This is a genomic window from Serratia sp. G204Y (assembly GCF_051172435.1).
Taxonomy (GTDB): Bacteria; Pseudomonadota; Gammaproteobacteria; order Enterobacterales; family Enterobacteriaceae; genus Serratia; species Serratia sarumanii.
The window spans coordinates 100,792-114,323 of record NZ_JBPIZA010000007.1 but is presented as its reverse complement, the minus strand read 5'-3'; the positions used below and the strand labels follow the sequence as shown (position 1 = coordinate 114,323).

Genomic DNA, 13,532 nt, shown 5'->3' with positions numbered 1-13,532 from the left:
GGCGCCTGCATGGGGGCTTCATGCAGCAGTTGTTACAGCTTGTCGAGCAGCACAAGGCCGGTATGCCGGTCGGGATCTTTTCCGTCTGTTCCGCCCATCCCTGGGTTCTGAAGGCCGCGCTGCGGCAGGCCAAAGCGCGCGGCACGCCGGTATTGGTGGAGGCGACGTCCAACCAGGTCAATCAGTTCGGCGGCTATACCGGCCAAACGGCGGCCCAGTTCCGCGATGCGCTGTGGCATCTGGCGGATGAGATTGGCCTGGAGCGCGATCGCGTGTGGCTGGGCGGCGATCACCTGGGGCCCAACGCCTGGCAAGATCGCCCGGCTCAGGAGGCGATGGCGCTGGCGGAAACCTTGATCGACGATTACGTTCGCGCCGGATTTCGCAAGATTCACCTCGATTGTTCCATGTCATGCGCCGGCGATCCCTCGCCCCTGGGGGATGCCATGGTCGCCGAGCGTGCGGCGCGCTTGTGCGCGGTGGCGGAGCGGGCCTGGATGCAGAGCGGCGGCGAAGCGCCGGTCTATGTGATTGGCACCGAAGTGCCGGTGCCGGGCGGCGCGCAGGAGGCGCTGGCGAGTCTGCAGGTCACCACGCCGCAGGCGGTGGCGCAAACGCTGGAAACGCACCGTATCGCCTGGCAACAGGCCGAGCTGAACGATGCCTGGCAGAGAACCATCGCGCTGGTGGTGCAGCCGGGCGTCGAGTTCGATCACCACCGCGTCGAACGCTATCAGCCGCAGCGCGCCGACGCCTTGAGCCATTTCATCGAACGCCAGCCGGGCATGATCTATGAAGCGCACTCCACGGACTATCAGCCGCCGCAGGCCTACCGCCAACTGGTGCGCGATCACTTCGCCATCCTGAAGGTGGGGCCGGCGCTGACCTTCGCGCTGCGCGAAGCGCTGTTCGCCCTCGATCGCATCGAGCGTGAATGGCTGGGGGAGCGCCAGTCGGCGCAGCTGTGCGCCACGCTGGAGCAGGTGATGCGCGAGCAGCCGCAGCAGTGGAGCCGCTATTACCACGGCACGCCGCACCAACAGTACCTCGATCGCCACTACAGCCTGAGCGATCGGGTGCGTTACTACTGGCCGCAGCCGCAGGTGCAGCAGGCGGTCGACGGGCTGCTGGACAACCTGCGCCGCAGCCCGGCGCCGCTGGCGCTGCTCAGCCAGTACCTGCCGGATCAGGCGCGGGCGCTGAACGCCGGCGAATTGAGCGCCGATCCGCAAGAGTGGGTGCTGCATAAAGTGACGCAGGTGCTCGACGATTACCACGCCGCCTGCTACCCGGAGGGCCGCTGACATGCCGAACATTTTAATGACCCGCATCGACAATCGCCTGGTGCACGGCCAGGTGGGCGTGACCTGGACCAACACCCTCGGCGCCAACCTGGTGGTGGTGGCCAACGACGAGGCCGCCGCCGATCCGGTGCAGCAGAACCTGATGGACATGGTGGTGGCGGAAGGGGTGCAGACCCGCTACTTCACGCTGCAGAAAACCATCGACGTGATCCACAAGGCGGCGGATCGGCAGAAGATTTTTCTGGTGTGCAAAACGCCGCAGGATGTGTTGACGCTGGTGCGCGGCGGGGTGCCGATCCGTTTCGTCAACGTCGGCAACATGCACTTCGCCGAGGGGAAGCGGCAGGTGCACAAAACGGTGTCGCTGGACGACGGCGACGTGGCCGCGTTTCGCGCGTTAGCGGCGCTGGGCGTGGAGTGCGAAGTGCGCCGGGTGCCGGATGAGGCGGGCGAGGCGATCGGCAAACTGCTCTTTTGAGCCAGGGGGAAAGCATGTTGACGGATGCGTTATTGATTGCGTTGTTGGCCGGGCTGGCGGGGGTGGACCTGTTCGACGGCCTGACCCATTTCCACCGGCCGGTGGTGATGGGGCCGCTGGTGGGGCTGATTTTGGGCGATGTCTACACCGGCTTGCTGGTGGGCGGCACGCTGGAGCTGGTGTGGATGGGGATGGTGCCGCTGGCGGGCGCCCAACCGCCGAACGTGGTGATCGGCGGGGTGATCGGCACCGCGTTCGCCATTCTGACCAAGGCCGACCCTAAAGTGGCGATCGGCGTGGCGGTGCCATTCTCGATTGCGGTGCAGGGCTGCATCACGCTGCTGTTTACTCTGTTCTCGCCGATGATGCACCGCTGCGATCGCATGGTGAAAGAGCTGAACTGGCGCGGCGTCGAACGGGTGAACTATCTCGGCATCGGCATCCTGTTCATCTTCTATTTCGTGGTGGCGTTCCTGCCGATTTACTTCGGCGCCGATGCGGCCAGCGCCATGGTGCAGAAGGCGCCGGGTTGGCTGCTGGACGGGCTGGCGGTGGCGGGCGGCATGATGCCGGCAATCGGCTTCTCGCTGCTGATGAAGGTGATGATGAAAAAAACCTACGTGGCCTATTTTATCCTCGGCTTTATCTCGGTCACGTTCCTTAAGCTGCCGATCCTGGCGGTGGCGCTGGGCGCCCTGGCGATCGCCCTGATCGATTTCTTCAACACGCAACGCGGCGCGGCAGAGGCGACGGCCCGGCCCGCTCCGCAGGAGGACGCCGAAGATGGCATTTAACGATTCCGACGATCTGCTGGCGCAAAAGGCCGAGCAACGCATGGCGCAGGCGCTGGCCACCAGCCAGGTGGAGCAGGACGACTATCTGGACAGCCAGCCCGCCGAAGCGCTGACGCGCGGCGACATCAACCGCATGGCCTGGCGTTCGCTGCTGCTGCAGGCGTCGTTCAACTATGAACGCATGCAGGCCGGCGGCTGGCTGTATCAGCTGATCCCCGGGCTGCGCAAGATCCACCGCAACCCGCAGGATCTGGCCAACTCGATGAAGATGCACATGGAATTTATCAACGTGCACCCGTTCGACGTCACCTTCCTGTCCGGTCTGGTGCTGGCGATGGAGCAGAACAAGGAGAAGATCTCCACCATTCGCGCGGTGAAAGTGGCGCTGATGGGGCCGCTCGGCGGCATCGGCGACGCGCTGTTTTGGCTGACGCTGCTGCCGATCTGCGCCGGGATAGGCGCTTCGCTGGCATTGGAGGGCAGCCTGTTCGGGCCGATCGTCTTCCTGCTGCTGTTCAACCTGTTCCACTTCGGCCTGCGCTTCGGGCTGGCGCACTACGGATATCAGGCCGGCACCAGCGCGCTGGCGCTGTTGAAGACCCACACCCGGCGCATTTCTCACGCCGCGTCGATCGTCGGCATGACGGTGATCGGCGCACTGGTGGCCTCGTATGTGCATCTGTCCACGCCGTTGGTGATGCATGCCGGCAAAGCCAGGGTGGCGCTGCAGACAGACGTGCTGGACAAGTTGATGCCCAACTTGTTGCCGCTGTGCTTCACGCTGCTCATTTTCTTCCTGATGAAGCGCGGTTTCTCGCCGGTGAAGCTGATTGGCGTCACCGTAGCGATCGGCGTGGCGGGCAAATTTATCGGCATTTTGTGAGGAGTGGGCTATGCCAGGCATTGTGATTACCGGCCACGGCGGCTTCGCCACCGGGCTGTTGCAGGCGGTGGAGCAGGTGGTGGGGCCGCAGCCGCACTGCGCGGCGGTCGATTTCCCCGAACAGATGAGCACCGCGCAGCTCAACGACGCCTTGCGCTCGGCGCTGGCGGCGGTGGCGCAGCCGGACGGCGTGGTGTTTCTCACCGACATGCTCGGCGGCTCGCCGTTTCGCAGCGCCTGCGAACTGGCGGATGCGCAGGGCGATTGCGAAGTGCTGACCGGCGTCAACATGCAGCTGGCGGCGGAAATGATGCTGGAGCGCGACGGGTTGAGCCTGGATGAGTTTCGCGAGATGGCGCTGGCGTGTGGCAAACGCGGCCTGACCAGCCTGTGGCATGAGCGCCGCCGGGTGAAATGTGAAAACGTGCCGGCCGACGGCATCTGAACGAACGCCGGGCGCCGCCGCGCCCGGCTCTGCGGGTTATGCCGGCAGCGGGCTTAGCATCAGGCGCGCCGCTTGATCTTCGCTGCGGCTGAAGCGCCAGCAGGTCTGGTGGTACTTCGCCACGCTGTTGCGGTGCGCCACGCTGATCAGCGTCACGTCCGGCAGTTCATCCACCAGCAGGCAGTACATCAACTGTTCGGTTTCGTCGTCCAGCGCGCTGGTGGCTTCGTCGAGGAACAGGATGTTCGGGCGAATCAACAGGGCGCGGGCGAACGCCAGCCGCTGTTGCTCGCCCGGCGACAGGCGGTGGCTCCAGTTGGCGGAGGTATTCAGCCAGCGCTGCAGGTGTTTCAGGCGGCAGTTTTCCAGCACCCGCATCAGCTGCGGATCGCTGTATTCCGACGCCAGGCTCGGGTAGCTCAACGCTTCGCGCAGCGTGCCGATCGGAATGTAGCTGCGCTGCGGCAGGAACAACGTGTTGGCATTGGCCGCTACCCCAATGGCGCCCGCGCCGTAAGGCCAGATACCGGCGATGGCCCGCAGCAGCGTCGACTTGCCGCAGCCGGAAGGGCCGACGATCAGCAGGCGATCGCCGCGTTGCAGCGTCATCTCGGCGCCGGCCAGCAGCGGCTGGCCGTCGGGCAAGTGCAGGCTGAGGTTGCTCAGCGTCAACGGATGGGCGGTCTCTTCCCGCAGCTGAATGCCGCGCGGCTGATGATGCACCTGATCGACGGCGGCGTTGAAGCCGGCCAGACGGTTGATGCAGGCTTTCCAGGTCGCCAAATCGTTAAATGCGTCGATGAACCACGACAGCGCACCCTGTACCTGGCCGAAGGCCGAGGCGATCTGCATCAGGCCGCCCATCTGAATGGCGCCGGAGAAGTAGCGCGGCGCCGCCACCAGCAGGGGAAATACAATGGCGAACTGGCCGTAGAAGTTGGTGGCGATGTTCAGCCGCCGGGTGATGCGCATAATCGCCCACCAGTTGCTGCGAATGGTGTCGAAACGATCGCCCAGCTGCTGCGCCTCGCGCGGTTCGCCGTGGTACAGCGCGATGGCGTCGTTGTTTTCGCGGATGCGGATCAGGCCGAAACGGAAGTTTGCCTCATACCGTTCCTGGTTGAAGCCCAGCATGACCAGAGGTTTGCCGACCCACCAGATCAGCAGCGATCCCAGCACCGCATACAGCAGCGCGAACCACACCATATAACCGGGCAAGGTGATGGCATGCTGGCCGAGCGCGAAGGTCATTGGCCCGCTGACGTGCCATAGGATGTCGATAAAGGAAAACAGCGTCACCAGGCTGGAGAGCAGCCCGAGCGACAGCGACAGGGTATATTGGGTCAATACGTTGAGATCTTCGGCAATACGCTGATCGGGGTTATCGACGATCTGCTGCTGCTCGGTGTGGTAATACGCCTGGTGCGCCAGCCATTTTTCCATGAACTTTTCCGTCATCCAGCGCCGCCAGCGCATCTGCAGCCCCTGAGTCAGGTAGATCTTGTAGACCGCCAGCACGATGAAGATCAGCGCCAGATAGGTAAAACGCCACAGCTGCGCCTTGAATACCGGGTAGTTCTTGTTCTGCAGCGCATCGTAGAACACCTGATTCCACTGGTTGATCTGCACGCTGATATAGACCAGACCGAGCGACAGGACGACGATGGCGATCAGCATCATCCAGGCGCGCCATCGCTCCTCCGACACCCAAAAGGGTTTGATCAGCTGCCAAACGGCGTGTTTCTGCAAGGGGGTTGCGTTCATAACGGCTCGATAATTGCGGTATTTCGTTCAGCATGGGCTGCGGGCCGGTAACAAACAAACCGCGACTGTAAGCAGTTTTGACCTCGCTAACCGTTTGAAATAAGGCGGCTGAATCGACAGCGGCACGCCGACGGGCGCAATTGCGGCATACACTCCACCGCCGGGCGGTTATACTGGCGCCGAATTTTTGCAGAAAGGATAAACGATGAAGGCTTGGTTTCCCCTGTTGCTGACCTGCGGCGTCTTCGCCGGCGCCCGGGCTTGGGCGCACATTGACGAGCCGGACATCGCCGCCGACTGCCAAAAGGTGGCGAGCTACGCCGAACTGGGAAAAAAGGCCTATCAGCGGCAGGATTACGCCAAAGCTGCCGACATCTTTCGCGATCAGGCGGCCTGGAGCGAGTTTTGCGGCCTGAGCGAGCAGGCCATCGCCACGGCCTACAACAACGTGGCGCTGTCGCTGATGCGCGCCGGGGAATTGCTCAAGGCACAGGCCTACCTGGCGTTGGCGCCGCACGATGACAAATCGCAGCACAACATGAGCCTGTTGCGCCAACGCCTGGCGCAGCGGCCGCAGCCGCAGGGGCCGGGCGGCGTGTATTGGCAATACGCCGGGCGCGGCGTGTGGAGCGAAGTGGCGGTGAAGCCGCAGGGCGAGCGCTGGCTGATCGATTTTTCCGGCTACGCCATGCCGCAGATGGGGCTGTATTACGGGCCGAACATGGGTGACTTCACCGCCGAGCTGCCAATCGAGCACGGCAAAGCGGTCTACCATCAGCATGACTCGGAAAGCGCGCAGGTCTGCGACGTCACGCTGGAATTTGGCGAGCAAGCGCTGGAGATGCACACGCGGGGGGATTGCGGGTTCGGTCACAACGTGCGCGCGGAAGGGCGGTTCGTGCGGGTCGAATGACCCGCCCCGGCAGCCGGGGCGGGAAAGGTAGGTTACGCCAGCGCGGCGGCGCCCAGCAGGTTTTTCCAGGCTTCCACGTTACCCAGATAGTTGCCGGCCGGCAGCAGATGCAGACGGCCTTCGCTGTCCTGCAGCGCAAAGGTCGGGAAGCCCTGGCCTTGCACTTTGGCCAGTAGCGCCCGGCTTTCCGCGATGTGCTGAGCGGTTGGCGCGCCGGTGTTGAAACGCATTTCGGCGATAAACGCCGCCGAAGGCAACCCCAGCTCTTTCGCCAACGCTTCCAGCACCGGCGTATCGGCGATGCGCCGGCCTTCTTGATAGTGCGCCTGCTGAATGCGGTGCAGCATGTCCAGCCCGCGCCCCGCCAGCTTTTCCGCCGCCAGGATAGCGGTGATCGGCGGCTCGGAATCCATCACTGCCGTGGTGTCGCGCAGCAGGCCGTTGAAATAGGCTTCGCCAAAAGGCTGGCCCGTCATCTCGGCGATGCGTTTGTCGTGCGGAATGACGTAGTTGCGCCATTCGTCGGTAATCTGACGGCGGTTGTTGCCGGTCATCATGCCGCCGGCATGCGGCACGATCTTCAGCCCAGGGAGGCTCTGAGCCGCTTTCACCAGCGGTGCGGCGCCGTAGCACCAGCCGCACAGCGGATCGAAAATGTAATGCAGAGTGGTTTCGGTCATCTTTACTCCTCGCCTGGCGCGCGGCAGCTCACCGCGGCGCCAGGGCTGGTTCAATCACGCACGGGCGCTTATTGCGGCCACTTCATCTCGCCTTTCAGCACTTTCGCGCTCAGTTCCAGGCTCGACTCGTCTTTCAGCGTCGGGTAGTGCTTTTTCATCGCCTCAATCAGCGCGGCGGAATCCTTGGCCTTCGGCAGCTCGGCTTCCAGCGTGGTCAGGTATTTCTGGGTAAAGTGCACCGATGCCAGCGTTTGCGCTGCGCCCGGCAGGAAGTGGCCCGGCACCACGACCTGCGGCTTCAGCGCTTCGATGTTTTTCAGCGTCTGCTGCCAGTGCTGGCGCGATTCCACGCTCTGGTTGTCGGCGATCCACGGGTGGATATTGTCACCGGCGACCGCGACACCGCCCACTACCGCTTTCAGCGCCGGGATCCACACGAAGGTGCGATCGGGGGTCGGGCCGTTCAGGCCTTTCACTTCCACTTTCTGGCCGTCGATGGTGAAGCTGTCGCCCTGCAGCGGCTGCGGCACGATCACGGTTTTCGGCGCGTTGTCTTTCAGGATCGGGCCCCAATAGGCGACTTTACCGTCTTTGGTAGCGTTGATGTCCTTGATGGTGCCTGGCGAAGCGATGATTTTCGCCTCCGGGAAGGCCGCTTTAATCACGTCCAGACCGAAATAGAAATCCGGGTCTGAGTGGCTGATGTAAACGGTGGTCAGTTTCTTGCCGGTAGCCTTGATCTTTTTCACCAGCGCTTCGGCGTCGTTACGCTGGAACTGAGCGTCGATCAGCGCCACTTCGTGTTTGCCGCTGATGATTTCGGAAGACACTGGGAACACGCTTTTCTCGCCCGGGTTATACACTTCCATGGTCAGGGTATCGGCCGCGGTGGCGTAGGCGCTGAGGGTGGCGACGCCGGTGAAGGCCAGAGTTAACAGTGATTTCTTAAACATGGGCAGAGGTCCTTAGGTATCGGTTAATGTTGTAATGATGTTAGGTTGCATAAATCGATAGAAAAACCGGATAATAAGCAATTATTCGTTGCATAAATCGGACTAATCATGGATCGCATTACCGCCGCAGAGGTTTTTGTCACCATCGTCGATCGCGGCAGCATGATCGCCGCTGCGGAAACGCTGGAGATGTCGCGCGCGATGGTGACGCGCTACCTGGCGCAGATGGAGCAATGGGCCGGGGCGCGTTTACTGCACCGCACTACCCGTAAGCTTAGTCTGACCGACGCCGGTGAGCGTACTCTGGAGCGCTGCCGGCAAATGCTGGCGCTGGCGGGGGAGATCGACCTGGTGGAGGAAGGGCAGAGCGACGAGTTGCGCGGCCTGCTGCGCATCACCTGTTCGCAGTCGCTCGGGCAAACGGCGCTGGTGGGGGCGGTCGCTCAGTATCTGAAGCGCCACCCGCAGGTGGCGGTCGATCTGCAGATGAACAATCGGGCGGTGAACCTGGTGGAAGAGCGCATCGATCTGGCGCTGCGCATCACCAACGAGCTGGATCCCAACCTGATCGCCCGCCCGCTGTCCACCTGCGCATCGGTGGTGTGCGCCGCGCCCGCTTATCTGGCGGCGCACGGCACCCCGCGTCAACCGCAGGATTTGGCGTTGCACAACTGCCTGACTTATTCCTATTTCGGCAAAAGCCTGTGGCATTTTGACGCGCAGGGGGTGAAATCGGCGGTGGCGGTCAGCGGCAACCTGAGCGCCAACGAGTCGGTGGTGCTGATGGCCGGCACGGTGCAGGGCGCGGGCATTTCCATGCAGCCCTATTATTCGGCGGCGCCGCTGCTGGCCAGCGGCGAACTGGTCGAACTGTTGCCGGATTACCGGCCACAGTCGATGGGCATCTACGGCATCTACACCTCGCGCCGCCAGATGCCCGCCACCTTGCGTACCATGCTGGACTTTCTGGTGGAGTGGTTCGCCACCGATCCGCAGTGGCAGGCGACGCTGCGCTGATGCTGCGGCAATATTCCCCCGCCGCTTTCAGCGCCTGACGGCGGCGGCCAGCCGGGCGACAAAGGTGGCGGCCTGCTGATGAAGGTGGTCGATAAAGGCCGTCACCAGCGCCGACGAGGGGCGGTGTAGCGGCCGAATAAGGCTGACGGTGAACGGCACGTCGATGCTGAACGGCCGCACGTGCACGCCGTTGCCGGCATAGTCGAGCGCCGTCAGCGGGTTGACGATCGACACCCCCACGCCGGCCCTCACCATGGCGCATACCGATGCCGCGCTGTGCGTTTCCATCACCATGCGGCGCTCGACGCCCTGTTCGCCGAACAAAGCATCCAGCAGGTGGCGATAGCTGTCGGTGCTCGACAGGCTGATAAAGTTCTGCCCGGCGAAGTCCTGCGGCGTCAGCCGATCTTTCAGCAGCAGCGGGTGGCCCGTCGGCAGCACGCACACTTCGTTCAACGTCATCAGCGTCACTCGCTCGGTGCCCGCCGGCGTCAGGGTGGTTTCCGTCAGCCCGAGATCGTGGCGCTGGGCCGACAACCACTCTTCCAGCAGCGGCGACTCTTGCGGGATAACGCTAAAGCTGACTTCCGGGTAACGTTCGATAAAGGGCCGGCACACCGCCGGCAGCAGCGATTGGGAAAATACCGGCAGGCACACGATCGACAGCTGCGCCTGCTGAAACTGGCGGATGCCGGCGGCGGCGTTGACGATGCGATCGAGGCCGTAATAGGAGCGCTGCACCTCTTCGAACAGCCGCAATCCCTGCACGGTAGGGGACAAGCGCCCGCGCACCCGATCGAACAGCTGCAGCCGAATCAGCTTTTCAAAACGCGCCAGCTCACGGCTGACGGTCGGTTGCGAGGTCTGCAGCAGGGCCGCCGCCTCGGTCAGGTTGCCGGTGGTCATCACCGCCCGAAAGATTTCGATCTGCCGCAAAGAGATGCTGTGCATGGCGAGGCCGCTCGATTAAGGGGAAAGCCATATCATAAATGAATAGACTACGGCTAAATAGATATTTTCCACCCGATTCAGCGTGCGGCACTATGGCGTTATCTGCCGTCATTTTCGAATTGGGAATATCGCCATGCCACGCCCGTTGCACGACACCTCCACTGCGTTGAACGCCGCTAACCTGTTGGCCTTGCCGCAGCGTTTCGGCTGCCCGGTTTGGGCCTATGATGCGGACATCATCAGCCAGCGCATTGCTCAGCTGCGCCACTTCGACACTATCCGTTTCGCACAGAAGGCCTGTTCGAACATTCATATTTTGCGCTTGATGCGCGAGCAGGGCGTGAAGGTGGATTCGGTGTCGCTGGGCGAGATCGAGCGGGCGCTGCAGGCCGGTTTTCAGCCGGGCGGCGAACCGAGCGAAATCGTGTTTACCGCGGACGTGTTGGATCATGCCACGCTGGCGCGCGTCAGCGAATTGAAGATCCCGGTCAACGCCGGTTCCATCGACATGCTGGATCAGCTCGGCCAGGTTTCCGCAGGGCACCCGGTGTGGCTGCGCATTAACCCGGGTTTTGGCCACGGCCACAGCCAGAAAACCAACACCGGCGGCGAGAATAGCAAGCACGGTATCTGGTATGCCGACCTGCCGCAGGCGGTGGAGAAAATTCGCCGCTACGGCCTGAAGCTTGTCGGCGTGCACATGCACATCGGTTCCGGCGTCGATTACCAGCATCTGGAGCGCGTCTGCGATGCGATGGTGCAGCAGGTGATCGATCTCGGTCATGATATCAGCGCCATTTCCGCCGGCGGTGGCCTGTCTATCCCGTACCAGTACGGCGAAGAGGCGATCGATACCGAACACTATTTCGGGTTGTGGAACCGGGCGCGTGAACGCATCGCCGCGCATCTGGGGCATCCGGTGCAGCTGGAGATCGAACCGGGGCGTTTCCTGATGGCGGAAGCGGGCGTCTTGGTGGCCGAGGTGCGGGCGGTAAAAGACATGGGCAGCCGCCACTTCGTGCTGGTGGACGCCGGTTTTAACGATCTGATGCGCCCGGCAATGTACGGCAGCTATCACCATATTTCGCTGTTGCCGGCCGATGGGCGCGACACCTCGCGGCAAGCGCTGCGCGAGACGGTAATTGCCGGGCCGCTGTGCGAATCCGGCGACGTGTTCACCCAGCAGGCGGGCGGCGGCGTGGAAACCCGCGAACTGCCGCCGGTGCAGATCGGCGATTATCTGGTGTTCCACGACACCGGTGCCTACGGCGCATCGATGTCCTCCAACTACAACAGCCGCCCGCTGTTGCCCGAAGTGCTGTTCGAAAACGGCGAGCCGCGGCTGATCCGCCGCCGCCAGACCATCGAAGAGCTGATCGCGCTGGAGCTTATCTGATAAGCGGGCGGGCGCCTTGCGCTCGCTTCACAGCGTCATGCGGCGGTGTTGGCCATTGGGCAATTGCACATCCAGCGACAGCGTGCCGCCCATGGCCTCGATATAGCGTTTGAGCGACGACAGCTTTATTTCGCTGCCGCGCTTTTCCAAATTGGCGACGGAGGGTTGGCTGATGCCGAGCCGCTTCGCCAATTCAACCTGAGAGACCGCCAGCTCTTCCCTCAGCATCGCCAGCCGCAGCTCGAAAATTTCCTGGTCCGCTTTTTGCCTGGCGGCGGCAACGACGGCGGGATCGAGTTTATCGATCAGTTGGGATAAAGGTTTGGCCATCTGCACTACCTCCGGGTTGCCAGATAATGTGAAAACTCCATGGCGGCGATGGGCAACATGCGCTGGTAAAAGCGTTTGTCGCCGGTTTTATCGCCACCGCACAGCAATACCGCTTGCCGCTGTGGGTCAAAGGCGAAAAACACCCTGAAAGGGCGCCCGCGATGTTGAACGCGCAGCTCCTTCAACTGCCGGACCGCGTCGGAAAAATACAGCGTATCGGCATGCGGCCGCGTCAACTGCGGGCCGAACGTCTGCAATTTGAAGATCGCCGCCAGGATGCTTGTTTGCTGGGCGTTGTTCAGCGCTAAAAACCAGTCGTCGAACCGTTCGACGGTCACCACTTGCCACATGATGCGCTCCGAACATAGCGTTTATGCTATATAGTGTAAAGGTTATTGTGCCAACAATATGCACGAACGCTGGGAGCGGAAAAAATCCAAAAGCGGGAAATGCGGCGGGCTGCGCAATCTGAGCGCATGGGTGATGGCTCACCCATGCGGCGGCGCGAATTACGGCTGTTCGTGCGCGTTGTTGAGGGTGGCGACCGAGTGGCGGCGCACCAGCGTCGGGCTGAACATGTTGGTGATTTCCGGCAGCGGTTGACGATTGGCCAAGGCCAGGGCCAGTTCCGCCGCCTGGGTCGCCATCGCCACGATCGGGTAGCGAACGGTGGTCAGGCGCGGCCGCAGGTAGCGCGAAATCAGTACGTCGTCGAAACCGATCAGCGAAATTTGCCCAGGTACGTCGACGCTGTTGTCGCTCAGCACCGAAAGCGCGCCGGCGGCCATCGGATCGTTGTAGCAGGTAACGGCGGAGAAAGAGCGGCCGCGGCCGAGCAATTCGGTCATCGCCTGTTCGCCGCCGATCTCGTCCGGTTCGCCGTAGGCGATCAGCTTTTCATCCACCGCAATGCCGTGCTCCTGCAGCGCGTCGAGATAGCCTTGCAGGCGATCGGTGGCGTCGGAAATCTGGTGGGTGGAGCAGATGATGGCGATGCGCTGATGCCCTTGCTGGATCAGATGACGGGTCGCCAGCCAGGCGCCGTAGCGATCGTCGAGCGCCACGCAGCGCTTTTCAAAACCCGGCAGCGTGCGGTTGATCAGCACCATGCCCGGGATCTGCTGCATCCAGCCGCCAAGTTCCCGATCGCTCAGACTTTTGGCGTGCACCACCAGCGCCTCGCAGCGATGTCGCACCAGCTGTTCAATCGCCTGACGCTCTTTTTCGGCGTCGTGGTAACCGTTGCCAATCAGCAGAAAATTGTGGGTGGCGTAGGCCACCTGCTCGACCGCTTTGACCATCGCCCCGAAGAAGGGGTCGGAAACGTCGGAGACGATCAGGCCCAGCGTTTCGGTGGACTGCTGCGCCAGCGCCCGTGCGTTGGCATTGGGGTGATACTGCAGCTGTTCCATGGCGGCCAGCACCGCGGTGCGCGACCCTTCGCTGGCCTTGGGGGAATTGTTTATCACGCGGGATACCGTGGCCACGGAAACACCCGCCAGCCTGGCAACATCCTTTATCGTAGCCATATCAGTCAACACATCCTGGGTAATCGCTTACATCCCCCAGTTTTGCGGAAAAAAACCGGGGCTGCAAGCGGTGTTGTGCGCAACTTGTGGCGGCC

15 protein-coding genes are annotated in these 13,532 nt (G+C 62.6%); 8 read left to right on the top strand and 7 right to left on the bottom strand.

What is annotated here, in order from left to right:
• The first annotated feature begins 20 nt into the window (after positions 1-20).
• Genes ACSBQQ_RS22310 through agaF form a run of 5 tightly spaced genes read left to right on the top strand, consistent with a single transcriptional unit; the run spans position 21 to position 3,904 of the window.
• Entirely contained in the window at positions 21-1,304 is a 1,284-nt protein-coding gene (locus ACSBQQ_RS22310) for a D-tagatose-bisphosphate aldolase, class II, non-catalytic subunit (protein ID WP_060429291.1), read from the top strand.
• Between the two features lies 1 nt (position 1,305).
• A complete protein-coding gene (agaV, locus tag ACSBQQ_RS22305; protein ID WP_019455696.1) occupies positions 1,306-1,782 on the top strand; it encodes a PTS N-acetylgalactosamine transporter subunit IIB in 477 nt (158 codons plus the stop codon).
• Between the two features lie 14 nt (positions 1,783-1,796).
• Positions 1,797-2,576 carry a PTS N-acetylgalactosamine transporter subunit IIC gene (gene agaW / locus ACSBQQ_RS22300; RefSeq protein WP_033635784.1) on the top strand — a complete coding sequence of 260 codons (780 nt, stop codon included), beginning with the start codon at positions 1,797-1,799 and terminating at the stop codon, positions 2,574-2,576.
• The gene (locus ACSBQQ_RS22295) at positions 2,566-3,459 is read left to right on the top strand and encodes a PTS system mannose/fructose/sorbose family transporter subunit IID (RefSeq protein ID WP_033649490.1); all 894 of its coding nucleotides are present in this window, start codon (positions 2,566-2,568) and stop codon (positions 3,457-3,459) included. Before agaW ends, ACSBQQ_RS22295 begins: the two co-directional genes overlap by 11 nt.
• 10 nt (positions 3,460-3,469) lie before the next feature.
• Entirely contained in the window at positions 3,470-3,904 is a 435-nt protein-coding gene (agaF, locus tag ACSBQQ_RS22290; protein WP_039567342.1) for a PTS galactosamine/N-acetylgalactosamine transporter subunit IIA, read from the top strand.
• Between the two features lie 36 nt (positions 3,905-3,940).
• On the opposite strand, the gene ACSBQQ_RS22285 is transcribed toward agaF, so the two are convergent.
• On the bottom strand, positions 3,941-5,668 hold the full coding sequence (locus tag ACSBQQ_RS22285) for an ABC transporter ATP-binding protein/permease (protein ID WP_060429292.1): 1,728 nt from the start codon (positions 5,666-5,668) through the stop codon (positions 3,941-3,943).
• A gap of 205 nt (positions 5,669-5,873) precedes the next feature.
• Here ACSBQQ_RS22285 and ACSBQQ_RS22280 point away from each other — a divergent pair, with 205 nt between their 5' ends.
• The gene (locus tag ACSBQQ_RS22280) at positions 5,874-6,581 is read left to right on the top strand and encodes a hypothetical protein (protein ID WP_033635780.1); all 708 of its coding nucleotides are present in this window, start codon (positions 5,874-5,876) and stop codon (positions 6,579-6,581) included.
• Positions 6,582-6,613: 32 nt separating this feature from the next.
• Here the strand turns inward: ACSBQQ_RS22280 and ACSBQQ_RS22275 are convergent, their stop codons facing one another.
• Together ACSBQQ_RS22275 and ACSBQQ_RS22270 are read right to left on the bottom strand one after the other, a co-directional pair.
• Positions 6,614-7,261, bottom strand: coding sequence for a DsbA family protein (locus ACSBQQ_RS22275; protein WP_039567349.1), 648 nt, complete (start codon positions 7,259-7,261; stop codon positions 6,614-6,616).
• Between the two features lie 68 nt (positions 7,262-7,329).
• Complete coding sequence (locus ACSBQQ_RS22270; protein ID WP_039567352.1) at positions 7,330-8,214, bottom strand: MBL fold metallo-hydrolase; 885 nt, start codon at positions 8,212-8,214, stop codon at positions 7,330-7,332.
• A gap of 108 nt (positions 8,215-8,322) precedes the next feature.
• Between ACSBQQ_RS22270 and ACSBQQ_RS22265 the strand changes: the two genes are divergently transcribed.
• A complete protein-coding gene (locus ACSBQQ_RS22265; RefSeq protein ID WP_015378928.1) occupies positions 8,323-9,231 on the top strand; it encodes a LysR family transcriptional regulator in 909 nt (302 codons plus the stop codon).
• 27 nt (positions 9,232-9,258) lie between these two features.
• Here the strand turns inward: ACSBQQ_RS22265 and ACSBQQ_RS22260 are convergent, their stop codons facing one another.
• Positions 9,259-10,182 (bottom strand): LysR family transcriptional regulator, encoded by a 924-nt coding sequence (locus ACSBQQ_RS22260; protein WP_033649494.1) that lies wholly within the window; start codon positions 10,180-10,182, stop codon positions 9,259-9,261.
• Positions 10,183-10,315: 133 nt separating this feature from the next.
• Here ACSBQQ_RS22260 and lysA point away from each other — a divergent pair, with 133 nt between their 5' ends.
• On the top strand, positions 10,316-11,578 hold the full coding sequence (gene lysA, locus ACSBQQ_RS22255; protein ID WP_033649495.1) for a diaminopimelate decarboxylase: 1,263 nt from the start codon (positions 10,316-10,318) through the stop codon (positions 11,576-11,578).
• Between the two features lie 27 nt (positions 11,579-11,605).
• On the opposite strand, the gene ACSBQQ_RS22250 is transcribed toward lysA, so the two are convergent.
• The 3 genes from ACSBQQ_RS22250 to galR form a co-directional block, all read right to left on the bottom strand.
• Positions 11,606-11,908: a helix-turn-helix domain-containing protein gene (locus ACSBQQ_RS22250; RefSeq protein WP_004931828.1), complete on the bottom strand. Its 303-nt coding sequence runs from the start codon at positions 11,906-11,908 to the stop codon at positions 11,606-11,608.
• A gap of 5 nt (positions 11,909-11,913) precedes the next feature.
• Positions 11,914-12,258, bottom strand: coding sequence for a type II toxin-antitoxin system RelE/ParE family toxin (locus ACSBQQ_RS22245; protein WP_033635775.1), 345 nt, complete (start codon positions 12,256-12,258; stop codon positions 11,914-11,916).
• A gap of 159 nt (positions 12,259-12,417) precedes the next feature.
• Positions 12,418-13,437 carry an HTH-type transcriptional regulator GalR gene (gene galR / locus ACSBQQ_RS22240; RefSeq protein ID WP_060429293.1) on the bottom strand — a complete coding sequence of 340 codons (1,020 nt, stop codon included), beginning with the start codon at positions 13,435-13,437 and terminating at the stop codon, positions 12,418-12,420.
• Positions 13,438-13,532: the final 95 nt, after the last annotated feature.